Below are 24,278 nucleotides of genomic sequence, written 5' to 3' on the forward strand. Positions count from 1 at the left end.
CTTTATGCGCATAAAGTCAGGGGAGCATCGCCGCGATTTCGTCGGCGCATGCGCGCACTTCCAATGCGGCGAGGCGTGCGCCGCGGTCGTTCATTTGTAGAACTGTCTGGCCAAGCGCCATGGCCTGCTTGTACGCCTCACGTGTGGGAATCTGGGTTTTGAGCAACGGAAAGCCGAGTTCTTCGAGCGCGCGTTTCAACTCGCGTGTCAGCATGCGCTTTTCTTCGGTCTTGTTCAGCAGGAACACCGCGCGCAGATCTTCGTTCATCACCTGCGCCTGCTGGATCAGTTTGACCAGCCCGACGCTCGACCAGTAATCGGCCGGAGACGATGACGTGGGAATCACGGCGACGGTGGCAGCCAGCAGTACGACGCCAGACACCTTCTCCGTGATCGACGGTGGGCAGTCGACAACGATGATGTCGTAGTCATTGATGAACTTTTTGATTTCACGATGGATCTGTCCACCGGCTTCGGAGAGGTTGACCACCGGGAACGGGATGCCGGTTTCGCCGTCGGCGGATGCGCTGGCCCAGTGAACCAGCGTATTTTGGCCGTCGGCGTCCACGACGAGAACCCGCTTCCCTCTCTCGTGAAATGCCGCGCCGAGATGCATCGCGATCGTGCTCTTGCCGACCCCGCCCTTCTGCTGCGTGACTGCGATTATCTCTGCTGCCAATTGGTATTCTCCTTTTTGCTATTAGCTTGGGATTTTACCTGGACTGTTTTTCAATTCAATGATTTTTGGAGTATTTCTCAGTCGAATTGGCCATTCGGACAAGGTTTATGCGCATAAAGCTCGGGAGGAGGCTCTGTAGCACGGGTGATGCAAGCCGCGGCACCATAAACCAAAACACCGCCAGCCAAAGCCGTTGGCTCCCGACGCAGCGTGAGAGTGCGGCACCTCCCCCACCACTTTATGCGCATAAAGTCCCATCGCCGGGATCGAGTGATCTCGAGCGCTCCAGCGACCAGGCAGAGAACTCGGATCGCGAACGCAAACCACGCACGAGCCCGAGACCGACTCCAGCGTCTCACGGCAGGTGAACTCGCCCGACCCACCAGTTTCATCCTCCACCAGCGCGCCCGGTAAAATCGCAGATCCTCACCGGCTCTTGCAAAGGCCGCCCGCCACTTCCCTCTCGTCTGCCACCAACCATGATCACGATCTACCACAACCCCCGTTGCTCCAAATCCCGCGCCGCTTGCGACCTGGTGTCGAATGCCAAGGCGACCGAGCCTGTCGAGGTGATCGAGTATCTAAAGCAACCGCTCACGGTCGAGCAACTCAAGGGCCTGCATGCGATGCTCGGCGGCCCGCTGCTCGACATGGTGCGAACGGGGGAGTCCGAATACGCGGAACTGGGCCTCGACGCGCCAGGTGTCACAGATAATCAGCTCTACGAAGCAATTGCGAGTCACCCGATTCTCTTGCAGCGACCCATCGTCGTGCGTAACGGTCGCGCCGTGATTGGTCGTCCGACCGAGAATCTCGCGGTGCTGTTCGAGTGAAGCCGTAGTGTGAAAACGATTACGAGAGCCAGTCGGCCGTATAGCCGACTTCTCGTACGGTGACGTTCGCGCGTTGACACTGATCCGTGCAAATCATCGAAGGTGGCCGCGCGCGGGCTGCCCTCCCCCACCGCGTGCGCACGAAAGTTGCAGCTTTGCTAACCTGCCGACGAATCCCACGCGAGGCCCGGCCCCATCGGCTATTCAGGTAAGTTGTCCACAACCTTCTCAACAAAAAATGTGGATAAATTCGCGCAATGCCAGGTTATCCACAGCGCGGTCTCATCACCTTCCGCACGCCTCGCCATCATCGGAATCCACTCACGCCTATGATGGCGTTTCCTTCTACTGCGCTTCATGCGCGCCTCCAGGGACACAGCAATGGCCTACAAAATCGCGGTTGTGGTCGGCAGTCTGCGCAAGGATTCCTTCAACCGGCAACTCGCGCACGCCGTGACGTCGCTGGCGCCGGCCGATTTCACGTTCGACTATCTCGACATCGGCGTGCTGCCGCTCTACAGCCAGGAGTACGACGCCGACTACCCTGAGGCGGCCCGCCGGTTCAAGCAGCAGATCGAAGCCGCCGACGCATTGCTCTTCGTCACGCCCGAATACAACCGCTCGATTCCGGGCGTGCTGAAGAACGCGATCGACTGGGGTTCGCGGCCGTGGGGTACGAATTCGTGGGGCGGTAAGCCGGGCGCCGTGCTTGGCACCTCGCCCGGCGCGATCGGCACGGCGCTTTCGCAGCAGCATCTGCGCAATGTGCTCGCGTATCTCGATGTTGCCCTGCTCGGCCAGCCCGAGATGTTCATCAAGCACGACGTGAGTCGCATCAACGAGAAGGGTGAGATCGTCAGCGACGACACGCGCAAGTTCCTGCAAACCTTCGTCGATGCCTACGCAGCCTGGGTCAAGCGCCAGCTCGGACGCTGAGGTCCGGGCCGCGCGCGTGACGCCTTGAGGACGCCTTGAGGCGCCTTAAGGCCGGCGCTCAATGTAGCGTGCGCGATTGTCCCGGCATGTCTTTGTGGTGCTCGGGCGTGTCCTCTTCGTATTCGAGGAATTCGTCGGGAATCTGCGGCGCGGCGCCGGCAGCGGGTCGCGTCGCCTCGGGGGCGGCGGGCACGTCCACGTCTACGTGATGAGCGCCCATCACCGCACCCGCGCCCGGCGCGCTTGCCGAGGTGAGCACGGTGGCCTCGGCTTCGTTCGCCGGCCGCATGGGCGCATCGGCTGCACTCCCCTGCGTGCCTTGATGTCCTTCGTCGGCCTGCGCCGTGCGGCGGCGCATGGCGTCGGCGAAGTCGCTCAGGCCCAGCTCGTCGAGCGCCGAGTGCTCGCGTGCAACCGGGCGGTCCGTTGCGGGCCACGCCCACGGCGAGCCGCGCAAGGCGACGTCCGTCGCATGTTCTTCACGTAGTGTCGTGCACGCGAGGTCGGCGTGCGCTTCGTCGCTCACATGTACGCCAATGCGCACGGCTTCTTGCGGTGGCGGCGTCGTGCCGGGCGGCTCGTTCGCGCTGCGGCGCACGTCGCCCGTGCTTGAGAAAAAGCTCGTCACGAGACGCTCGATGCCCGCCAGCACGCCTTCGGTGTGTGCCGGCAGGTCGATGTCGCTCGCCGCGAAGCCGCGTTGCAGCAGCGCGTCCTGCGCGTGCCGCGCTTCGTCGTAGGTCTTGAAAAGGCCGGTCACGGTCTGCTTCATGGCACCCTCCTTCGTCAGGTGTCTACGCCTCATTGCATGATGCGCCGAATGGCGCGCGTTGTGCGCCGCGCTTGACCGAGTGCGTGCGCGGATTATCGTGCGCGCCGCAATCCGCGTGCCTCGTCTGCGAAACAAACGGGCATCGAACGATCGCACGCGGTTCGCCAAGAGAAGAAGCCGCACAGCAACAGCGCACCACCCACAACGCACTAGCTACAGCGTCGCATCACGCTCGCGCTTCGCGCGCGACTGGCGTTCCTCGCGGATTGCCTCGAGTGTCTTTTCCAGCAGTGCGATATCGAACGGCTTGGAGAGTACCCGCACATCCACATGGCGCGCGCGGTCCAGTTCCTCCGCATAGCCGGTCACGAGGATCACGGGCATCGCCGGTTCCAGTCCCTGCAACGCCTCGGCGAGGTCGATGCCGTTCATCGTTCCGGGCATGTGGATGTCCGACAGCACGAGGTCGAAGCGCGGCGTGCGCTCGCCGTCGGCGTGCGGGGCCTCGACGAGTTCCAGCGCGCTCGCCGCGTCGCTCGCGCAGGTCACGCGGTGCCCCATCATTTGCAGGAGCGCTTCGGTGCCCGCGGCGACTTCGTCGTTGTCTTCGACGAGCAGCACGTTCAGCCCTTGCTGCACCTCGGCGCTTTCCTCGCGCATCTCGCTCGGGCGTGGCGCGGGCGGCTCGGCCAGCGAGCGCGGCAAATACAGATGCGCCGTCGTGCCCGCGCCGATCGCGCTGTCGATCGCGGCGAGGCCGCCCGAGCGCTCGCAGAACGCGAACACCTGCGGCAGCCCGAGGCCGGTGCCCGTGCCCTTGGGCTTGGTCGTGTAGAGCGGCTCGAACGCACGGGCGAGCACGTCAGGCGGCATGCCGGTGCCGGTGTCCTCGAGCGTGATGTGCACGAAGTCGCCGTCGAGCGGGAAGCCTTCGTCGGGCCGGAAGCTGATGTTGCGCGCGCGCACGGTGAAGCGGCCGCCGTTGGGCATCGCGTCGCGCGCGTTGACGGCGAGGTTGATGAGCGCGAGCTCCAGCTCGGCCACATCGACGAGCACCGGCCACACGCCTTCGCCCTCGTCGACGACGAGCGACACCTTCGCGCCGAGCGAGGCGCGCAACAGCTCGCGGCACGCGGGCAGCCAGCGCCCGACGTGAATCGTTTCGTTGCGCAGCGGCTGCTTGCGCGCGACGCCGAGCAACTGGCGCGTGAGCGACTGGCCGCTCTTGAGCGCGCGCTCGACGGCGGAAAGCTCGCGCTCGAAGCCCGCCACGCCGCGCCGCCGCGCGATCTGCACGTTGGCCGAGACGATCATCAGCAGGTTGTTGAAATCGTGCGCGACGCTGCCCACGAGGTTGCCGAGCGCTTCCATCTTGCGCGACTGCCGGTAGGCGGACTCGATCGAGCGTCGCATCGACGCCTCGGCTTGCCAGCGCTCCCAGGCCTCCTCCTCGGCGGCGAGGCGTCGCAGCGAGAGCCAGATCACGCACCAGAGCGCGATCGAGGGCGTGAACATCGAGATGATGAGCACGCTCAGGTGCTTGTACCAGGCGGTCCAGATCGCGGGCGTGCGATACGCGCAGGTCACGTACACGGGGTACGCGCCCACGCGCCGGTACGCGAGGATCACGTTGCTGTTGAGGAGCCCCGAATGCATGCGCACGACGCCGCCCTCGCTGCCGCGCGCGAGCGCGCTGCTGAGCGGCGAGTGCGGTGTGATGGCGGAGGCGAGCGCGCGCGGCGGCGGATCGAAGGCGAGGATCGAGCCGTCGCTGCGCACGAGGCCGAGCGCCATCGGCGAGTCGGGCCCGAGCAGGTCGCGGTAGAACGAGCTGAAATAGCCGGGACGCAGCGCGACCGAGACGATGCCCGCGAACGCGTCGCTCGGGTCGCGCCGTGCCACGCCCATGTTGAAGACGGTTTCGCCGCTCACCTGGCCGTGCATCACGCGCGAGACGTGCTCGATCACGCGGCCGTCGCGAATGCCGGCGAAGTCGTCGCGCGCGACGATCGAAACCGGCGGCGGCGGCGAGAAACGGCTGCTCGCGAGCAGGTCGCCGTCGCGCCCGAAGATCGACACCGCGGCCACCTGCGGATAGCCGCCGCCAATGGCGTCGAGCTGCTGGTGGATCTGCGATTCGTTCGCGCGCACGCCGTCGTCGTCCAGCCCGCGCACGAGCTCGACGACGCGCGCATCGAGCGCCTCGTTCATGTCGAACACCTTGAGCGCGTGCTCCTCGGCCACGCGCACGGTGCGCAGCGTGGTGTCGGTCGCGTCGGACTCGCGCGCGCGCAGGTCGTTGTATGCCATGGCGGCCACGTACACGCACGGCAGCACGATCGCCGCGATGAGCAGCGCCAGCAGCGTGCGCCGGCGCACCGTGAAGTCATGGCCTGGCGCAGCCGGAAACGGCGCGTCGTCGGAAAGGGGCGGCAGGGGCGTGCGTTCGTCTGGCCGCTCGGGCCGGTCAGCAATCATCGTACGGAAAAGCAGGGAAAAGGCGGCGGGGCTTTCGACATCATAAACGACCGCGATGACGCGCCGACGGCCGGCCGGTGACGCGCGCGCGGCAAGATTGTGCGTTCGGGCTTTCCATTCAGGGTTTATCCGCTTGCCGTGCGCCGAATTCGCGAAAATCGGTGAAGCGCAAACGTACCACAAAGGGATAATCGACGTTCTCTATTTAAGGGATGGATCATTTGTTGCGAGAAACTCGCTGGAATGAGTCGAATTTGTTCGTCGAATGATTATGGACGAGTTGCATTTGATTCAATTTGATTCGAGAATCGCGAACACGATAAATAACGCATTCGCATGAATTGCCGCGCCGTCCGAAAATGGGGCACGGCCATGCTACGGGGTGGCTGCGAAGATGCAGACGAGGGCTTTCACGACCGGTGCCCGGGTTGCCGGTATCCATCGCGCGACACCACTGCCGCCCGCCTTGGGTGGGCGCGCCGCAGCGGCGGCCCGTCCATGCGTTGTTATCCATGCGCCATGCATTTTCCGGCTTACGCGTATTTTTCCCTAAAGTAATGGCGCGCGCCGCCGTTAATACGCCAAAACGCACTCCGCCCAACGCACACTCATTCTGCATATCCATGTCCTTGCCCATCGTGATCGCCGATGATTCGCTGTTAGCCCGCAAGGTGCTCACGAAGGCGCTGCCCGAGGACTGGGACGTCGAGATTTCGTACGCGTCGAACGGAAACGAAGCCCTTGCGCATTACCGCGCCGGTCGCGCGGCAGTCATGTTTCTCGACCTCACGATGCCCGACCTGACGGGTTTTCAGGTGCTCGAAGCCTTGCAGCACGAGGACCTGAACACGTTCGTGATCGTCGTTTCAGCGGACGTTCAGCCGCGCGCACGCGAGCGCGTGCAGGCGCTGGGCGCGGCGGCGTTCGTCGCAAAGCCGGTAACCCAGGAGGCGCTGCTACCCATCCTGAAGGAGTACGGGTTGTATGCCTGATCGAGTGTTCACGGAACTCCAGCGCGACGCGCTCCAGGAGATCGCCAATCTCGGCATGGGGCAGGCGGCGACGCGACTGTCGGGGCTGCTCAATGCCTTTATCGAGCTTTCGGTGCCGCGCGTGCGCGTGGTCGCCGTGTCCGAGGCCGCGGCGGCGCTGCGGGAGATGACCGGCATCGACGGTCCCGTCGCGGCCGTGCGCCAGGGCTTTCGCTCGGAGATCAAGGGCGAGGCGCTGGTGATCTGCCGCAGCGGCGAGATCGCCGAGCTCGGCAGCCTGGTCGGCGGGCGAGGCGGCGTGATCTACGCGCCGGACGCCGACGACACGCTCACCGAGGAAGAACTGATGTTCGACGTCGCCAACGCGCTCACGGGCGCGTGCGTGTCGTCGATGCTCGACCAGCTCGGGCGCATGCCGGTGTTTTCGCAGCCGGGCCTGCTCGGCGAGGCGATCATGCTCGACGAGGTGTTCCAGCCGGGGTTGCTCGCCTGGGACGTCGCGCTCCTCGTCGAGGTCAATTTCGCGCTCGAAGACCAGCGCTTTCGCGCCCACCTTGTCATGCTGATGGCCGAGGAGTCGATCCACGTCGTGAGCCGGGCCATCGACGCGCTCTTGCACAGCCTATGAGCACGCCAACCGGATTGCCGTCGCTGTCGGACCTCGTCGTCGAACGGGTGGGGTTCGGCATTTTCGTGGTCGACCGCGAGATGAACGTGCTGATGTGGAACCGTTTCATGCAGGACCACAGCGGCGTGGCGGCGGACGACGTGATCGGCCGCTCCATCTTCGAACGCTTTCCGGACCTGCCGCGCGCGTGGCTCACGCGCAAGGTGGAAAGCGTGTTCCAGCTCGGCAGCTTCGCGTTCAGCTCGTGGGAGCAGCGGCCCTACCTGTTCCAGTTCGACCATGACCGGCCCATCACGGGCGGCGTGGACTACATGCAGCAGGACTGCACCTTCATGCCGCTCATGCGCGATCGCGACGTGATCGCCGTGTGCGTGACCCTCTCGGACGTCACGCACGTGAGCGTCATGCAGCGCGAGCGCGAGGAGGCCGTGGCCAAGCTGCGCGAATACGCCGACCGCGACGGCCTCACCGGCATCGCCAACCGGCGCTTTTTCGAATCCCGTCTCGCCGACGAGTTCTCGCGCTGGCAGCGCTATGGCGGCGAGCTTTCGATGCTGCTGTTCGACCTCGACCACTTCAAGCGCATCAACGACGAGTTCGGCCACGTGGCCGGCGACACCGTGCTGCGCTCGATGGCACAGCGCGTATCGGACGTGGTGCGCAAGCAGGACGTGTTCGGCCGCTTCGGCGGCGAGGAATTCGCGCTGCTTCTGCCGTGCACGCCGCTCGACGACGCGCTGTACGTGGCGGAGAAAATTCGCCGCACGATCGGCGACGAACCGATCGAAGTGCAGGGCGTAATCGTGCCGGTCACGGCCAGCGTGGGCGCCGCCGCGGCCCGCGCGGGCGCGCCCGATTACGAGGGCATGATCAACGAGGCGGACGCCGCGCTTTACACGGCGAAGCGCCAGGGCCGCAACCGCTCGATCGCGCTCGCCTGAGCGCGGGCGCGGCAAGGCCGGGCCGCATGGCCCGCGCCGCTGTGCCCCGGCCCGGCCGCACGCCCCTGCCGACTGCGGGCCACCCCAAAGGTTGATATACTTTGGCCCGTTTCCGGCCTTGCGCGCCTATTGACAGGCGGTTTTGAGGGCCGGTGCCTCGCGCGTGTCCGCGCGCGCGGGCGACCCGCGGCAATGCGGGCCCGAATAGTCGAAAGCCCCGTTGAGGGCGCCCCCAGCGGAGATCGTCTTGGCTGTTTCCAACCTCGTCGTGGACGATACACAACAAACCGACGCCGCCGCCGCTTCGTCGGGCAGCTCGTTTTATCTGGCGATGCGGATTCTGCCTCCCGCGCAGCGCGACGCCATGTATCAGGTCTACGCTTTTTGCCGCGCTGTCGACGACATCGCGGACAGCGACCTGCCGCGCGCCGAGCGTGCGGCGGGGCTCGACCAATGGCGCGCCGACATCGACGCGTGCTATGCCGGCACGCCGCGCGCCTCGCTCGCGGCGCTCACGCGTCACATCCATACCTTCGGGCTCAAGCGCGAGGACTTCCACGCGATGATCGACGGCATGGCCATGGACGCCGCCGAGGACATCTGCGCCCCCGACGAGGCCACGCTCGACCTGTACTGCGACCGCGTCGCGAGCGCGGCGGGCCGGCTGTCGGTGAGGATATTCGGGATGGAGGAGGAGCCGGGCCGCGCGCTGTCTCACCATCTGGGGCGCGCGCTGCAACTCACCAACATCCTGCGCGACATCGACGAAGACGCGGACATCAACCGCTGCTACCTGCCGCGCGAATTGCTCGCGCGCGACGGGATCGCGCCGGGCAATCCGCACACGATCGCTGCCGACCCGTCGCTGCCGCGCGTGTGCGAGACGCTCGTGCAGCGCGCGCTCGCGCACTTCGCGCAAGCCGACGCGATCATGGACGCCTCGCCGCGCGCGCAGGTGAAGGCGCCGCGCATCATGTCGGGCGTCTACCGCGTGCTGCTCGAGCGCACCGTGGATCGCGGCTTCGACCTGCCGCGCACGAAAGTCAGCAAGCCGCGCGCGCGGCTGATGTGGATCGTCGCGCGTTACGCGCTGTTCTGATGCCTCGGCTAGTCCACGTCATCGGCGCTGGGCTTGCGGGCCTCGCGACGGCCGTGCGGCTTCAGCGGCGCGGCGTGCAGGTGGCGCTGTACGAGGCCGCCGGCCAGGCAGGGGGACGCTGCCGCTCGTACTACGACCACACGCTCTCGGCGACGCTCGACACGGGCAACCATCTGGTGCTGGCCGGGCATGCGCGCACGCTCGAATACGTGCGCACGATCGGCGCCGGCGACGCGCTTGGCGGCCCCATTGAACCGGGTTTCGCGTTCATGGACCTCGCCGCGCGCTCGCGCTGGACCATGCGCTTCTCGCGCTCGCGCATGCCGTTCTGGATCGGCGACGCGCGTGCCCGCGTGCCGGGCACCCGGGCCGCCGACTATCTCGCGCTGCTGCCGCTGCTGTTCGCCAAGCCCGGCCGCACGATGGCGCAGACCATGCGTTGCGACGGTGTGCTGTGGGACCGGCTGCTGCGGCCGTTTTTCCTCTCGGCGCTCAACGTCGAGCCGCGTGAAGGAAGCGCGGAGCTGGCGGGTTCGATGCTGCGCGAGACGCTTGCCGCGGGCGGCGAGGCGTTCCGGCCGCTGGCGGCGCGCGGCGGCCTGTCGAGCGCCTTCGTCGATCCGGCGCTGCGCATGCTTCAGCACGGCGGCGCGGCCATCCGGCTCGACGCGCCGCTCAGGGAGATCGCGTACGACGACGCGGCGCGCCGCGTCGTCGCCCTCGATTTTTCGGACGGGCGTATCGTGCTCGGCCAGGACGACGCCGTCGTGCTGGCCGTGCCCGCCGCCGCCGCCGCGGCGCTCGTGCCGTCGTTGCAGGCGCCGCGGCGCTACACCGCGATCGTCACGGTGCACTACGCGGTGCAACCGCCGCCCGGCCTCGCCTCGCCGATGGCGCTCGTGAACGGCACGGCACACTGGCTGAGCGCCGCCGAGGGGCGCCTCAGCGCGACGATTCACGACGCGCACCACGCGCTCGACCTCGACCCCGAGGAGGTCGCGCGCCGGGTCTGGGCCGACGTGGCTGCGGCCGCGTCGCTGCCGCTCGAACCGCTGCCCGCCTGGCGGGTCGCCGCCGACGCGCACGCGACCTTCGCGGCCGTGCCCGAAGAGGAATGGCGTCGCCCCGCGACGCGCACCCGCTGGAACAATTTGATGCTTGCAGGCGACTGGACGGCTACCGGTCTGCCCGCAACGATCGAAGGGGCGATCCGCTCCGGCCGCAAGGCTGCGGAACTGCTCCTGACAGAAAATCTGGAACGCTGATGAACGATTTATCCCACGCCATGCCGACTGAAGACCTCGGCAGCCGCCCCGCGCGCGCTGACGTCGCCGATGCGACGGGCGTCCTGCTGTCCGCGAGCGCGTTTGCTGACGAAACGAGCCCGCGCCACGCTGGCGTGGCCACGCCGCTCGACGCCGCCGTTGTGCGCGCGACCGACGCGATCCTCGCCGACCAGCGCGCCGACGGCCACTGGGTCTACGAACTCGAAGCGGACGCCACGATTCCGGCCGAATACGTGCTGCTCGTGCATTACCTCGGCGAGGAAGCGAACCTCGAGCTCGAACAGAAGATCGCGCGCTACCTGCGCCGCATCCAGCTGCCGGGCGGCGGCTGGCCGCTCTTCACCGACGGCGCCATGGACGTGAGCGCGAGCGTGAAGGCTTACTTCGCGCTCAAGATGATCGGCGACGCCGAAGACGCCGAGCACATGGTGCGCGCGCGCGAAGCGATTCATGCGGCGGGTGGCGCGGAGCAGGTCAACGTGTTCACGCGCATCCTGCTCGCGCTCTTTGGCGTGGTGACGTGGTACGCCGTTCCGATGATGCCGGTCGAGATCACGCTGCTGCCGCAGTGGTTCCCGTTCCATCTTTCGAAGGTGTCGTACTGGGCGCGCACCGTGATCGTGCCGCTGCTCGTGCTGGGCGCGAAGCGCCCGGTGGCCCGCAACCCGCGCGGCGTGCGCATCGACGAGCTGTTCCTCGGCGCGCCGGTGAGCGTGGGCCTGAACGCCCGCTCGCCGCACCAGAGCAAGGGCTGGTTCGGCTTCTTCCGTGCCGCCGACGGCGTGCTGCGGGTGGCCGATCCGCTGTTCCCGAACTACCTGCGCCAGCGCGCCATCGACGCGGCCGTGGCGTTCGTGGACGAGCGCCTGAACGGCGAAGACGGCCTGGGCGCGATTTTCCCGGCCATGGCCAACGCCGTGATGATGTACGACGTGCTGGGCTATCCCGTCGATCATCCGCACCGCGCCATTGCGCGCCAGTCGCTCGAAAAGCTGGTCACGGTCCATACCGAGGAAGCGTACGTCCAGCCTTGCCTTTCGCCGGTGTGGGATACGTCGCTGGCCGCGCACGCGCTGCTGGAAACGGGCGACGCGCGCGCCGAGGATGCCGCGCGCCGCGGCCTGGAATGGCTGCGCCCGCTCCAGATTCTCGATGTGCGCGGCGACTGGATCTCGCGCCGTCCCGAGGTGCGTCCGGGCGGCTGGGCGTTCCAGTACGCGAACCCGCACTACCCCGACGTCGACGATACCGCCGTGGTCGTGGCCGCGATGGATCGCATGGACAAGCTCGACAAGACGAACGCCTACGACGCGCCGATCGCGCGTGCGCGCGAATGGGTGGTCGGCATGCAGAGCAGCAACGGCGGCTGGGGCGCGTTCGAGCCGGAGAACACGCAGTACTACCTCAACAACATCCCGTTCTCGGACCACGGCGCGCTGCTCGATCCGCCGACCGCCGACGTCTCGGGCCGCTGCCTCTCGATGCTCGCGCAGCTTGGCGAGTTGCCGGCGGCGAGCGAACACGCACGCCGCGCATACAACTACCTGCTGGAAGAACAGGAAGCCGACGGTAGCTGGTACGGCCGCTGGGGCATGAACTACATCTACGGCACGTGGACGGCGCTGTGCGCGCTCAACGCGGCCGGCCTCGGGCACGACGACCCGCGCATGCAGCGCGCGGTGCAATGGCTCGTGCAGATCCAGAACGACGACGGCGGGTGGGGCGAAGACGGCACGAGCTACAAGCTCGAATACCGTGGCTACGAGCGCGCCACGAGCACCGCTTCGCAAACGGCCTGGGCAGTGCTCGGGCTGATGGCTGCCGGCGCGGTGGATCATCCGGCGGTTGCGCGCGGCATCGAGTATCTGCGCACGACGCAGCAGGAACACGGCCTCTGGGACGAAACCCGCTTCACGGCGACGGGCTTTCCGCGCGTGTTCTATCTGCGCTACCACGGCTATCGCAAGTTCTTCCCGCTGTGGGCGCTCGCGCGTTATCGCAATCTCAAGCGCACGGGCGAAACGCGCGTCGCGGTCGGTCTGTGAGCGCGGCGGCCGGCGCAAGGGCGCGCGCGCTGCCTGTGATCGCGGTGACGGGTATGGCCTTCGAGGCGAGCATCGCGGCGGGCAAGGGCCATGACGGCGTGCGCGCCGTCTACGCCGCGCGTGCCGACCTGCTGCAAAGCGCGCTCGCGGCGGCGCTCAAGGATGGCGTGGCGGGCATCGTCAGCTTCGGCACGGCGGGCGGACTCGCGCCCGACCTCGAACCGGGCACCGTGGTGATCGCGGAGGCGATCGACGGGCCGTTCGGGCGCGTCGCCACGCATGCCGCCTGGAGCGCGCGCATGGCCGAAGCACTCATGAACTCGCCGCTGGCCGCGCAAACCCGGCGCGGCGTGGAGGCGGCCGTGGCCGCCCCGCTCACCGGCGCGGCCGACAAGGCGGCGCTGTTCCGCGCGTGCGGCGCGCTCGCCGTGGATATGGAATCGCATCTCGCCGCCGCCGCCGCGGCCGCCCATGGCGTGCCGTTCGCGGTGTGCCGCGCGATCGTCGACCCGGCCTGGCGTAGCCTGCCGAAGGCGGCGATGGCCGGCCTGCGCGACGACGGCACCACCGCCGTGCTCCCCATCCTGCGCGAACTGGCGCGCGACCCCGCGCAACTGGGCGGCCTGCTGCGCGTGGCCGCCGACGCCAAGGCGGCGCGCCGGTCGCTCAGCGCCGCGCGACAGGTCCTGACGGCCAGCGGCGCTTTTTTTCCCTCATGACGCGACGGCATTATTGAAATGCCTAGGGAAAACCCCTATCTCTGGTAGCATCTCAGTGTTAACCCTAGATTCGTCTCATCGAATTGGGGGCGAATCACAGTTCACGGGGAGTACCAGACATGAATTTTCATACTCGCAAGTGGGTCAAGCCTGAAGACCTGAACCCGAACGGCACGCTTTTCGGCGGCAGCCTGCTGCGCTGGATCGACGAAGAAGCGGCCATCTACGCGATTTGCCAGCTCGACAACCAGCGCGTCGTGACCAAGTTCATCTCGGAGATCAACTTCGTCAGCTCGGCGCGTCAGGGCGACATCATCGAACTCGGCATGAAGGCCACGCACTTTGGCCGCACGTCGATCACGCTGCGCGCCGAGGTGCGCAACAAGATCACGCGCAAGAGCATCCTGACGATCGAAAAGATGGTGTTCGTGAATCTCGGCGCGGACGGCACGCCGGCCCCGCACGGTCGCGAACAGATTCGCTACGCCGACGAGGCCTATGAGCGCTATCGCCAGACCGTGCAGACAGCGGCGGACGCCACCGCGCTCGCGGCAGCGAGAGAAGCGGAGCGCGAGGCCGAGAGCGAGGACGCTTCGGTGCGGTGACGCATGCGTAGGGCTCGAACAAAAAGCCCGCCAGCCTGTGAAGGCTGGCGGGTTTTTTTACGTCTATGTGGCGTCAAGCGTCCTTGATTCGATGACTTAGCCAGACTAGACTAACCAGGCAATACAGGAGGTCTCATGCCCTACGTGAACATGCTGGAAGCCAAGTCATCCCTCTCGCGCCTTGTCGAGGATGTCGAGTTGGGGCGGGAAAAGGAAATCATCATTGCTCGCGGCGGCCGGCCGGTCGCCCGGCTCGTGCCGCTTGCGCCGGAGGCGCCCGTCGAGCGCCGCATCGGCATAGCCAAGGGCGCATTTGAGATCCCCGACGACATCGACGCCCACAACGACGAAGTCGCGGCGCTGTTCAACGGGGGCGGCGCTTGAATATTCTGCTCGACACGCATATTGCGCTTTGGGCCATCGCCGATAGCCCCCGGTTGCCAAAGGTGGCGCGGGAAATGATTCTGGCGCCGACGAGCACGATCTACGTCAGCACCGCGAGCATCTGGGAAATCGGCATCAAGTATTCGCTGCATCGCGGCGACATGCCCGTGTCCGGTGAAGCGGCACTGCATTACTTCAGGCAAGCGGGCTATCGCATTCTGCCGATCGAGGCCGAGCACGCCGTTGCCGTCGAATCGCTGCCGCCGCATCATCAGGATCCTTTTGACCGGCTACTCGTGGCGCAAGCCTTGACCGAGCCGCTTCGGCTGATATCGCACGACCGTCAGGTCGCGCAATATAGCGACACCGTGGTTCTGGTCTAGACCGCAAGCATGCCGGTTGTGCGGATTGTGCCGCCCGCGTGCCTGCGGGCGGCCAGGCTTCAGGGCGCCGAAGCCGGCTTTGCCGGTTCGGCCGTGACGCCCGACGCCGGCGCGGCAGCCGAAGCCGCGACGGGCGCCGATGCCGTAGCCGGTGCGGAAGCCGCCACCGCCGCTGCTTCCGCTCCCGCCGTGCCCGCGGCGGCGGCCGCTCCGGCACCCGCGCCAGCAGCGCCAGCCGCGGTCGCTGCCGCGCCACTTGCCGGTGCCGCTCCCGCCGCGCTCACATCGCCCGGATCGTCGTAATTCGGCAGACCATTGTTCGACGCACCCGAACCCGCCGCGCCACCCGTGGTGCCCGCCCCAGCCGGCGCGTCCGGATCGTCGTAATTGGGCAGGCCGTTGTCGTTCGGCTTGGCCGCGCCGCCCGATTCTCCCGGTTCGCCGTAATCGGGCAGCGGCGCGTTGTTGCCCTGCGAGCCGCGAATCAGCGATTCGCGCTGCTGGCGGTACGCGTCGCGCACGAACGAATACGGGTCGAGCGCGGCCTGCTTGAGCAGGTCGGTCGCGCCGAGCAGGTCCGAACGCGCGCTGACGAACTGCGCGAGATACATCGGATTGCGAACGGCCGGCTCGAAGTAGTTGATGACGTTGAATTTCACGTCCACGCCCATGCCGATGCCGTCACGCACCGAGCTCGGCCCGAACAGCGGCAGCACGAGATATGGGCCCGCCGGTATGCCGTAGTGCCCCATCGTGAGACCGAAGTCCTGGTGGTGCTTGGGCAGTCCCGCCGCGGTTGCGAAGTCGATCAGGCCGCCCAGACCGAAGGTCGTGTTCATGGCGATGCGCATGAGATCCTGAACGGCGTCGGTGATCTTCAGTTGCAGCAGGTTGTTGGCGAAGTTGTCGGCGTCGCCGAGGTTCGAGAAGAAGTTCGTGATCGCCTGGCGCAGCGGCTGCGGCGTTACCTTCTGGTAGCCCTTCGCGATGGGTTGTGCGATGTAGGTGTCGAGTTTGTCGTTGAACTGGAAGATCACGCGATTCGTGGGCTCGAACGGGTCGCCCGGCTTGCGCTCGGGCCCCGTGGCGCAACCCGACGTCACGAGGAGCGCCAGGCTCGCCGCCGCCATGGTCAGCGCGGCTTGATTCTTTTTCATTGATCGATCCCCTGAATTTCCGATCGTGCGCGCTTCGCGCGCGGCTTGCCCATCAGCACCGGCTGGAATACCACGGCGCCGATGAGCGTACAGAACAAGGACAGCGCGAGCAGTTTGCCCATGCTCGACGTGCCCGGATGATGCGAAAGCCACAGGCTGCCGAACGCCGTGGCCGTGGTCGCGGCGGAAAACAGCACCGCATGGGTGAGGCTGGAATGCAGCAGGCCAGTTTGCCCTGCGCGCCAGGCCATCACGAAATAGATTTTGAACGCGACGCCAACGCCGAGCATCAGGGGAAGCGCGATGATGTTGGCGAAATTGAGCTGGATACCGAACACAACGCACAACTCCAGCGTCACGAGCGCCGATACCAGCAGAGGAATCAGCGTGCGCAGCACGTCGCCGAAATTGCGCAACGTGATCCACAGCAGCGCGGTGATGAGCACCACCGACCACGCCGCCGCCTGAAGGAACGCGAGGATGATGACGTTGGCCGAGTGCAGGATCGAGATCGGCCCGCCAATGGCGCCGGGCTCGGCCGCCTTCACGGCGTGCGCGAAGCGCGCGAGCATCACGTCGTCGTTGGGATCGACGCCCGGCGGCACGCGCGGCGCGATGTCCACGATCGCCTGGCCGGTCGGCGCGACCCAGTCGCGCGCCATCTCGGGCGGCAGGTTCTCGCGGGTGATCTCGGTGGGCTGCAAGAGGCGCGAGAGCTGCGCGAAGGCGAGCTTGAGCGGCAGGCTGAAAGCGGTTTCCGCGCGATCGCGCACGGCCGGGCTCGCGTTGGCAAGCTTCGCGAGCGCGTCGGACAGATGCTTCGCCTCGGCAGCACCCGGCCCCGGATGATCGCCCGCGGCGAGCGCGAGCTGGTTGGCCGCGCGCTTGAGCGTCTGCACGCGCACCTCGTCGGTCACGGGCGAGGACGGCTGTTGCGTGAGCGCGGGCAGAAGCTGCTGCGCGGCGCTCGAGATCAGCATGAGCTTTTGCTGCTGGTCGTCGGGAATCAGTGAGCTGAGCGTGGTGGCGCGCGCCACGTCAGGCAGCTTCGAAAGTCGCGCGGCGATCTTGTCGGCCTCTTCGAGCGACGGCGCGAGCACGCTTACGTCGTTGATCGAGATGACGGGCGAGTTCTTGAGCGCGAGCAGCGTCGCCATCGACTCGGTATGCGGATCCTTAAGATGCAGCGGATTGAAGTCGAAGCGCAGATGCAGCAGCAAAGGCGTCGCGCCCACCACGATGATGAGCGTGGTGATCAGCACGGGCTTGCGATGCTCGGCGAGCCATTTGTCCACCGGCGCGAGAAACGCGAAGCCGGGCGAGGCGCGCTCGCCCTTGGGGTTGAACACGCGGATGAGCGCCGGGAGCACCGTCATGTTGCAGAGGTACGCCACGAACATGCCCACGCCCGCGATCTGGCCGAGTTCCGAGAGGCCCTTGTAGGCGGTCGGCAGGAAGGAAAAGAAACTTTCGGCCACGGCAATCGCCGCGAGCGTGAGCGGCACGCCGATAGTGCGCGCGGTCTTGAGCAGCGCCGCGTCGAGCCGTTCGTCCTGAAAGCGCTCCTCTCGGTACTTCACGCCGAACTGCACGCCGAAATCGACGCCCAGCCCCACGAACAGCACCATGAACGCGACCGAGAGCATGTTGAACGAGCCGATCATCATGAGGCCGAGCGCGGCCGTGATGACGAGGCCGATCAGGAGCGTGACGAGCGTCGCGCCGATCAGCTTGCCCGAGCGCAGGGCGAGCCAGAGGATCAGCAGCACGACGACGACCGTGATCGCGCCATTGAGCGCCGCGCCGTCCTGGACCGAGGCGAATTCCTCGTCGGCGAGCGGCTGTTCGCCGGTCAGGCGCACGCGCGCGCCGAATTCCGTGTCGAGATGGAGCGAGGCGGCGGTCGCGCGGATCGCCTCCGAGGCGCTCGCGCCCGCGCGCAGCGCCGCGAAGTTAAGCACCGGCTGGACGGTGATGAACGCGAACGCGGGCTTCGTGGCCGCGTCCTTGTCGACCAGTCCGCGCCACGAGAACGCGGCGGGCTTGCCCGCCAGCACCTGATCGACGACGTCGGCGGCGCTGCCGAGCAGGTGCGCCATTTGCGGCAGCTTTACCTGGCCGATCGTGAGCGGCAGTTGCAGCGTGGTGGTGAGCGTGCCCGCGAGGCCCGCAAGGCTCGGGTCCTTGGCGAGCTGGTTCACGAGCGGGCGCGCCTGGACGAGCTGGCCCGTGGTCGAGAGGACGGTGTTCGTGGACGGAAAGAGCAGGCCGTTGTGCTGGAAGAACGGGCCGCCCGCGGGCTGCGAGACCGCGCTGAATTCGCGCGAGTCGGCCTGGAGCGCGTGGGCGAGCTTGTCGGCGGCCGCGTCGGCCATTTCCGGCGCGTCGGCTTCGACCACCACGAGCAGCGAGCTTGAGCGCTGCGGGAAGGCCTTGTCCTTGGCGTCACTGAGCGCGGCCCATTCCGCCTTGTTCTCGACGAGGCCGCTGACGTCCGTATTGATCTTGAAATGCTTCGCGACGTACACGCCGGAGAGCACGGCGAGCACGATGGCGATTGCGATGACCCACGCCGCGCGGCGTACCGACCAGGCGACGAGGTGGATGATGAATGGCTTCAGCATACAGGCGAGGGGGCCCTGTCAATTAGGTTCTTTGACGCGAAGCGCTCAAGTATACCGGCCCTGCCCGTCCCGGCGCGCCTCATGCACACGCCGGATTGAGGCGACGCCTGGGCAGCATCAGCGCCAAAGCCGTTATACTGGGCCAGCCGGAGGTACGGACCGTTCCGTACTTTACCGGCACCTGAATTTCACTGTTCCAGAAGAGCGTATGAAACGTTACTTGACCGCATTTCTTGCCGCCGCCTGTTTCATGGGCATTTCGGGTGCCGCGTACGCACAGGCTTCGCCGGACGCGACCGTCAAGGCCGCCGTGGAAGGCACCGTGAAGGCGATGCAGGCCGACCCGCAGGCGCGCGGCGGCGACATGAACAAGATCACCCAGGTGGTCGAAACCCATTTCGTCCCCGCTACCGACTTCAAGCGCACCACGCGCATCGCGGTGGGCAAGCCTTGGGCGACGGCTACGCCGGAGCAGCAGCAAAAGCTCTATGAGCAATTTCAACTCCTGCTCGTGAAGACCTACGCCTCGTCGCTCTCGCAACTGCGCGATACGCAGGTCAACTTCAAGTTCGCGCCGTCGAGCACGGGTGCGGGCGCAAAGGACACCGTGGTGCAGTCGCACGTCATCAGCAACGGCGGCGACGACGCCATCGACTACCGCCTCACGCAAACGCCCAACGGCTGGAAGATCTACGACATCAACATGATGGGCGCGTGGCTGATCCAGGTCTACCAGACGCAGTTCGCCGACCAGATCGCCAAGGGCGGCATCGACGGGCTCATCAAGTTCCTCGTCGACCACAACGCGCGCAGCTGATCGCCGATCGCTGTTTGCACATGCATTGTGCCTTGTCGGGCGCGCTGGCTGCTGGCCAGTGCGCCCGTTTCATTTCCGGCGGTGCTCCACGGCGAACTTGATCAGTTCCGCCTGCCCTTCGATCTCCAGTTTGCGCTTGATATTGAGCCGGTGCGTTTCGACCGTGCGCACCGACAGCCCTTCGCGCTGCGCGATCTGCTTGCTCGACAGCCCTTCGGCCAGCGCGTCGAGAATGTCGCGCTCGCGCGGCGTGAGGCGCTCCACGGGCGTGCTGCGCGCGGACGCCTGGATCATGCGTGCGCTCAGTCCCGCACTGAAGTACGTGCGCCCCGCCAGCACCGCCTCGATCGCGCGGATGATCTCGGTGGCCGGCGAGTCCTTGAGCACATAGCCGCTCGCGCCCGCGCGCACGGCTTCCGTCACATACTCGATGTTGTCGTGCATGGAGAGCATCAGCACGCGGATGCCCGGAAACCGCTCGTGGAATATGCCCGCGAGCGCGATGCCGTTCACGCCGGCCATGCCTACGTCCATGAGCACGAGGTCGGGTTCGAGCGACGCCGCGAGCGCGATGGCCTCGTCGGCGTTGCCGGCCTCGCCCGCCACCTCGAAGCCCGGCACGGCTTCGAGACGCGCGCGCAGGCCGTCGCGCACGAGCGGGTGGTCGTCGACCAGCACGAGGCGCGCAGGCCGGTCCGGGGCGTTCGTATCGTTGATTTCGTTCACATTCATCATGTCGGCGTTCCGGAGACGGCGGCGGCATGCGGCGCCGCGTGGGATGCAATCGGCACCCAGGCGGTGACGAGCGTGTGGCCGGGCTGCGAGGCGATGTCGAGGCGGCCGCCGAGCGACTCCAGCCGCTCGCGCATGTTGCGCAGGCCGAGACCCGCGCGCGGGTCGGCCAGCGCGTGCGCCACGTCGAAGCCGCGGCCATTATCAGCAATGCTGAGCGTCACGCCGTTCGCCGCCACTTCGAGCGTGAGCGCGGCGCGCGCCGCGTGGGCGTGCCGCACGATATTGGTCAGCGCTTCCTGGGCAATGCGAAAGAGCGTCGTGTTGACGGCGTCGGGCAGCGCGGGCGCATGCGCTCGCGCCCGCGTGGCGCGCGAAGGCTTGGGCTGCGCCTGCGTGAAGCCGATCTCGATGCCCGATTGATCGGCAAGCTCGCGCGTGAGTTGTTCGAGCGCGGCGGCGAGGCCGAGGTCGTCGAGCATCGCGGGGCGCAGCGCGTGCGAGATGCGGCGCACTTCGCGCAGCGTGTCGGAGAGGCGCGTGAGGCCGGTGGCGAGCGAGGCCTCCGCGGGAGGCACGCGCGTTTCGCCGCGCTCGAAGCGCGCGAGCGCCGATTCGAGCAGCAGCTTCACCGAAACAAGCATCTGGCTGATGCCGTCATGCAGTTCGCGCGAAAGCCGCGCGCGCTCCTGCTCCTGCGACTCCACCACCTGTTGCGCGAGGCGCTTGAGCTTGGCGTCGGAGCTGCGATGCTCGCTCACGTTGAGCACGAGCGCGCCGAGCGCGATCACCAGCACGCCCGCGAGCGCGATTACCCCGAGCCACTTCATGGTGCGCTCGATGTTGGCGGAGGCGCGTTCGTCGATGTGCGCGAGCGTTGAATCGACATCGTCGAGATAGATGCCGGTGCCGACCATCCAGCCCCAGCGCGGCAGCGGCACGACATAGCCGAGCTTGGGCGCGAGCTTGCCCGTGGAAGGCCGGTGCCACATGTAGCGCACGAAGCCGCCGCCGCGTTGCGCCGCGGCGATGAGTTGCTGGATCGTGAGCGAGCCTTGCGGATCGCGCAGGTTCCACAAGTCCTGGCCGACGAGGCCCGGCTCGCGCGGATGCATGAGCGAACGCCCGTGCATGTCGTAGACGAAAAAGTAGCCGTCGGGGCCGAAGTCCATGTTCTGTAGCACCGCGAGCGCGGCGCGCTGGCGTGCGGCTTCGTCGGCGGGCGTGCTCAAGGCGCCGTCCCTGTTCGCCTCGGGCGCGTAGAGCGGCGCGATGGCGCTCGTCGCCAGCTCCACGTAGTGGCGCAACTCGATCTCCTTGCTCGTGAGATACGCGCTTTGCATGGTGGCGTGCTGCGTTTGCGCGAGGCGCGTCGCCTGCTGGCGCACGCCGATCCCGATCCCGGCAATGGCGACGAGAAACGGCACGACCGCGAGCAGGAAGATCTTCGTCTTCAGGCGGCGGTCAGTGAGAAAAAATGGGGCGTGCATGGCGATGTCGGGTGCTGAGTCTGCAAGCATAACCGCGCGCGTGCGGCTGGGCAGCCAATCCATGCAGCGTTTAACGGCTGGCAGCGCGGGTGCAGATCATCGAGGCTGTTGGGCTGCCTACGTAGTCACACGTAGAGCACTTACGTAGTTGTCCGGTTGTGGCTGACGGTTTGAAAGCGAATACTACCGCCCACAGCACGGCGCAATGCGTCGTGCATGCGCCGCCTGGAAACGGCGCGACGGAGCCCGGTCCCGATGCCGGGTGCACAAGTAAAACCATAAACAGGAGACGCCGCATGAGTCGGACATCCAGTTTTGTCGTCTGGACGCTGGTCGCGCTGCTTGGCGCATTCGCGTTCGGCACCATCGCACTCGCGCACGGCGAGCGTATCAGCGCACTGTGGATCGTGATCTGCGCCGTGTGCGTGTATCTGATCGCGTATCGCTTCTATAGCCGCTTCATCGCGAGCACTGTCCTCCAACTGGACGGCCTGCGCATGACGCCGGCGGTGCGTCACAACGACGGGCTCGACTACGTGCCCACCAACAAGTTCGTGCTGTTCGGCCACCACTTCGCGGCGATCGCGGGCGCGGGCCCGCTGGTCGGCCCGGTGCTGGCCGCGCAGATGGGCTACATGCCCGGCATGCTGTGGATTCTCGCGGGCGTGGTGTTCGCGGGCGCGGTGCAGGACTTCGTGGTGCTGTTCCTCTCCACGCGCCGCGACGGCCGCTCGCTCGGCGACCTCGTGAAGATGGAGCTGGGTCCGGTGCCGGGCGTGATCGCCCTCTTCGGCACCTTCCTCATCATGATCATCATTCTCGCGGTGCTCGCGCTGATCGTGGTGAAGGCGCTCACGAACTCGCCGTGGGGCACGTTTACCGTGGCCGCGACGATTCCCATCGCGATCTTCATGGGCCTTTACGTTCGCTACATTCGCCCCGGCAAGATCGGCGAGATCTCGGTGATCGGCTTCGTGCTGCTGATGGCGTCCATCGCATTCGGCCAGCACGTGCACGACTCGCCCACGCTCGCGGCCTGGTTCACGTTCACGGGCACGCAGCTCACGTGGATCCTGATCGGCTACGGCTTCGTCGCTTCGGTGCTGCCGGTGTGGCTGCTGCTCGCGCCGCGCGACTACCTCTCGACGTTCCTGAAGATCGGCACCATTCTCGCGCTCGCGATCGGCATTCTGATCGTCGCGCCGGAACTCAAGATGCCGGCCTTCACGAAGTTCATCGACGGTACGGGTCCGGTGTGGTCGGGCAACCTGTTCCCGTTCCTCTTCATCACCATCGCGTGCGGTTCGGTCTCGGGCTTCCACGCGCTGATCTCGTCGGGCACTACGCCCAAGCTGCTCGATAACGAAACCAACGCGCGCTTCATCGGTTACGGCGCGATGCTGATGGAATCGTTCGTCGCGATCATGGCGCTCGTGGCCGCTTCGGTGATCGAGCCGGGCGTGTACTTCGCGATGAACGCGCCGCTCGCCGTGCTCGGCACGACGCCGGACGCCGTGGCGCACACCGTGGGCCAGTGGGGCTTCATGCTGACGCCGGACATGCTCACGCACACCGCGCAAGCCGTGGGCGAAACGACCATCGTCGCGCGCGCAGGCGGCGCGCCGACGCTGGCCGTGGGCATGGCGCAGATCCTGCATCAGGTGATTGGCGGCGAAGCGATGATGGCGTTCTGGTATCACTTCGCCATCCTCTTCGAAGCGCTCTTCATCCTGACCGCCGTCGACGCGGGCACGCGCGCGGGCCGCTTCATGCTGCAAGACCTGCTCGGCACGTTCCACCCGTCGCTCAAGCGCACGGAGTCGCTGCCGGCCAACCTGATCGCGACCGCCTTGTGCGTGGCGGCGTGGGGCTACTTCCTCTACCAGGGCGTGGTCGATCCGCTTGGCGGCATCAACACGCTGTGGCCGCTCTTTGGCATCTCGAACCAGATGCTCGCCGGTATCGCGCTGATGCTCGCAACCGTCGTGCTCTTCAAGATGAAGCGCGAGAAGTTCGCATGGGTCACGGCGGCGCCGACGCTCTGGCTGCTTATCTGCACGCTCACGGCGGGCTGGCAGAAGATTTTCGACAGCAACCCGAAGGTCAGCTTCGTTGCGCACGCACAGAAGTTGTCGGCGGCTATTGCCGAAGGCAAGATCGTCGCGCCCGCGAAGTCGCTCGAGCAGATGCAGCGCATGGTCTTCAACGACTACGTGGATGCCGCGCTTTCGGGCCTCTTCATCTTCGTGGTGGTGAGCATCGTGGTGTACGGCCTGATCGCGATTTCGCGCGCACGCCGGATCGCTCATCCGACCGTGCAGGAAACGCCGTACGAAGCGATGCCCGCTGGCGCCGCCGCCGTGGCGCAGCGCGTGCACTGAACGGCGTCATCAACTGAACGGAGCACATCATGTTCTCGGGACTTCGCGACAACGTGCAGACGGCCGGGCGCTATCTCGGCCAGGCCATGCGGTTGATGGTCGGTCTGCCTGATTACGAGGGCTACGTCACGCACATGCGCGCGACGCATCCCGACCGCCCGGTGATGACGTACGAGGAGTTTTTCCGCGAACGGCAGAACGCGCGGTATGGGTCGGGTGCGGGGAAGTGCTGCTGAGTTCCCACTGAACGAACGCGTTCGTTAACCTGCTACACGCAGATATGCGACTAAAGGCGCG

General features: G+C 66.6%; 23 protein-coding genes. 15 read left to right on the forward strand and 8 right to left on the reverse strand.

The genetic code is table 11. The features are described 5' to 3' along the window. Window positions 1-16 precede the first annotated feature (16 nt). Window positions 17-679 carry a ParA family partition ATPase gene (parA, locus tag C7401_RS07665; protein WP_112170779.1) on the reverse strand — a complete coding sequence of 221 codons (663 nt, stop codon included), beginning with the start codon at window positions 677-679 and terminating at the stop codon, window positions 17-19. A 479-nt stretch (window positions 680-1,158) separates the two neighbouring features. On the opposite strand from parA, the gene arsC reads away from it, so the two are divergent. Continuing rightward, complete coding sequence (gene arsC / locus C7401_RS07670) at window positions 1,159-1,512, forward strand: arsenate reductase (glutaredoxin) (RefSeq protein ID WP_112170780.1); 354 nt, start codon at window positions 1,159-1,161, stop codon at window positions 1,510-1,512. 381 nt (window positions 1,513-1,893) lie between these two features. Next, the gene (locus C7401_RS07675; protein ID WP_112170781.1) at window positions 1,894-2,448 is read left to right on the forward strand and encodes an NADPH-dependent FMN reductase; all 555 of its coding nucleotides are present in this window, start codon (window positions 1,894-1,896) and stop codon (window positions 2,446-2,448) included. A 58-nt stretch (window positions 2,449-2,506) separates the two neighbouring features. On the opposite strand, the gene C7401_RS07680 is transcribed toward C7401_RS07675, so the two are convergent. From C7401_RS07680 to C7401_RS44285, 3 genes are all read right to left on the reverse strand, one after another. Next, the gene (locus C7401_RS07680) at window positions 2,507-3,220 is read right to left on the reverse strand and encodes a hypothetical protein (RefSeq protein ID WP_112170782.1); all 714 of its coding nucleotides are present in this window, start codon (window positions 3,218-3,220) and stop codon (window positions 2,507-2,509) included. A gap of 213 nt (window positions 3,221-3,433) precedes the next feature. Then, window positions 3,434-5,698: a hybrid sensor histidine kinase/response regulator family protein gene (locus tag C7401_RS07685; RefSeq protein ID WP_112171104.1), complete on the reverse strand. Its 2,265-nt coding sequence runs from the start codon at window positions 5,696-5,698 to the stop codon at window positions 3,434-3,436. 217 nt (window positions 5,699-5,915) lie between these two features. Beyond that, the gene (locus C7401_RS44285; protein ID WP_146757891.1) at window positions 5,916-6,335 is read right to left on the reverse strand and encodes a hypothetical protein; all 420 of its coding nucleotides are present in this window, start codon (window positions 6,333-6,335) and stop codon (window positions 5,916-5,918) included. On the opposite strand from C7401_RS44285, the gene C7401_RS07690 reads away from it, so the two are divergent. From C7401_RS07690 to C7401_RS07735, 10 genes are all read left to right on the forward strand, one after another. Then, complete coding sequence (locus C7401_RS07690) at window positions 6,322-6,690, forward strand: response regulator (RefSeq protein ID WP_112170783.1); 369 nt, start codon at window positions 6,322-6,324, stop codon at window positions 6,688-6,690. The two genes, C7401_RS44285 and C7401_RS07690, sit on opposite strands and share 14 nt — an antisense overlap. Continuing rightward, window positions 6,683-7,318 carry a chemotaxis protein CheC gene (locus C7401_RS07695; RefSeq protein ID WP_112170784.1) on the forward strand — a complete coding sequence of 212 codons (636 nt, stop codon included), beginning with the start codon at window positions 6,683-6,685 and terminating at the stop codon, window positions 7,316-7,318. The genes C7401_RS07690 and C7401_RS07695 overlap by 8 nt, the downstream gene beginning before the upstream one ends. After that, complete coding sequence (locus tag C7401_RS07700) at window positions 7,315-8,259, forward strand: sensor domain-containing diguanylate cyclase (protein WP_112170785.1); 945 nt, start codon at window positions 7,315-7,317, stop codon at window positions 8,257-8,259. Before C7401_RS07695 ends, C7401_RS07700 begins: the two co-directional genes overlap by 4 nt. Before the next feature lie 247 nt (window positions 8,260-8,506). Continuing rightward, entirely contained in the window at window positions 8,507-9,358 is an 852-nt protein-coding gene (gene hpnD, locus C7401_RS07705) for a presqualene diphosphate synthase HpnD (RefSeq protein ID WP_112170786.1), read from the forward strand. After that, window positions 9,358-10,623 (forward strand): hydroxysqualene dehydroxylase HpnE, encoded by a 1,266-nt coding sequence (hpnE, locus tag C7401_RS07710; protein ID WP_112170787.1) that lies wholly within the window; start codon window positions 9,358-9,360, stop codon window positions 10,621-10,623. The genes hpnD and hpnE overlap by 1 nt, the downstream gene beginning before the upstream one ends. After that, a complete protein-coding gene (shc, locus tag C7401_RS07715) occupies window positions 10,623-12,689 on the forward strand; it encodes a squalene--hopene cyclase (RefSeq protein ID WP_181565524.1) in 2,067 nt (688 codons plus the stop codon). The genes hpnE and shc overlap by 1 nt, the downstream gene beginning before the upstream one ends. A 53-nt stretch (window positions 12,690-12,742) precedes the next feature. Then, window positions 12,743-13,408 carry a phosphorylase gene (locus C7401_RS07720; RefSeq protein WP_112171106.1) on the forward strand — a complete coding sequence of 222 codons (666 nt, stop codon included), beginning with the start codon at window positions 12,743-12,745 and terminating at the stop codon, window positions 13,406-13,408. 119 nt (window positions 13,409-13,527) lie between these two features. Further along, window positions 13,528-14,013, forward strand: coding sequence for an acyl-CoA thioesterase (locus C7401_RS07725; RefSeq protein ID WP_112170788.1), 486 nt, complete (start codon window positions 13,528-13,530; stop codon window positions 14,011-14,013). Window positions 14,014-14,148: 135 nt separating this feature from the next. Further along, on the forward strand, window positions 14,149-14,397 hold the full coding sequence (locus C7401_RS07730; RefSeq protein WP_112170789.1) for a type II toxin-antitoxin system Phd/YefM family antitoxin: 249 nt from the start codon (window positions 14,149-14,151) through the stop codon (window positions 14,395-14,397). Next, a complete protein-coding gene (locus C7401_RS07735) occupies window positions 14,394-14,780 on the forward strand; it encodes a type II toxin-antitoxin system VapC family toxin (RefSeq protein WP_181565525.1) in 387 nt (128 codons plus the stop codon). Before C7401_RS07730 ends, C7401_RS07735 begins: the two co-directional genes overlap by 4 nt. Window positions 14,781-14,839: 59 nt before the next feature. On the opposite strand, the gene C7401_RS07740 is transcribed toward C7401_RS07735, so the two are convergent. Both C7401_RS07740 and hpnN read right to left on the reverse strand, forming a co-directional pair. Next, the gene (locus C7401_RS07740; protein WP_112170790.1) at window positions 14,840-15,937 is read right to left on the reverse strand and encodes an MlaA family lipoprotein; all 1,098 of its coding nucleotides are present in this window, start codon (window positions 15,935-15,937) and stop codon (window positions 14,840-14,842) included. Beyond that, complete coding sequence (hpnN, locus tag C7401_RS07745; RefSeq protein ID WP_112170791.1) at window positions 15,934-18,561, reverse strand: hopanoid transporter HpnN; 2,628 nt, start codon at window positions 18,559-18,561, stop codon at window positions 15,934-15,936. Before hpnN ends, C7401_RS07740 begins: the two co-directional genes overlap by 4 nt. A 208-nt stretch (window positions 18,562-18,769) precedes the next feature. Between hpnN and C7401_RS07750 the strand changes: the two genes are divergently transcribed. Next, on the forward strand, window positions 18,770-19,378 hold the full coding sequence (locus C7401_RS07750; RefSeq protein WP_112170792.1) for an MlaC/ttg2D family ABC transporter substrate-binding protein: 609 nt from the start codon (window positions 18,770-18,772) through the stop codon (window positions 19,376-19,378). 69 nt (window positions 19,379-19,447) lie between these two features. Here the strand turns inward: C7401_RS07750 and C7401_RS07755 are convergent, their stop codons facing one another. After that, on the reverse strand, window positions 19,448-20,110 hold the full coding sequence (locus C7401_RS07755) for a response regulator (RefSeq protein WP_181565533.1): 663 nt from the start codon (window positions 20,108-20,110) through the stop codon (window positions 19,448-19,450). Next, window positions 20,110-21,600, reverse strand: coding sequence for a cache domain-containing protein (locus C7401_RS07760; protein WP_112171109.1), 1,491 nt, complete (start codon window positions 21,598-21,600; stop codon window positions 20,110-20,112). Before C7401_RS07760 ends, C7401_RS07755 begins: the two co-directional genes overlap by 1 nt. Before the next feature lie 296 nt (window positions 21,601-21,896). On the opposite strand from C7401_RS07760, the gene C7401_RS07765 reads away from it, so the two are divergent. Beyond that, window positions 21,897-23,981, forward strand: a complete 2,085-nt coding sequence (locus C7401_RS07765; protein WP_112170793.1) for a carbon starvation CstA family protein — start codon at window positions 21,897-21,899, stop codon at window positions 23,979-23,981. 29 nt (window positions 23,982-24,010) lie between these two features. Further along, window positions 24,011-24,217, forward strand: a complete 207-nt coding sequence (locus C7401_RS07770) for a YbdD/YjiX family protein (protein WP_112170794.1) — start codon at window positions 24,011-24,013, stop codon at window positions 24,215-24,217. The last annotated feature ends 61 nt before the right edge of the window (window positions 24,218-24,278 follow it).

Source organism: Paraburkholderia unamae, from assembly GCF_003268775.1.
Lineage (GTDB): Bacteria > Pseudomonadota > Gammaproteobacteria > Burkholderiales > Burkholderiaceae > Paraburkholderia > Paraburkholderia unamae.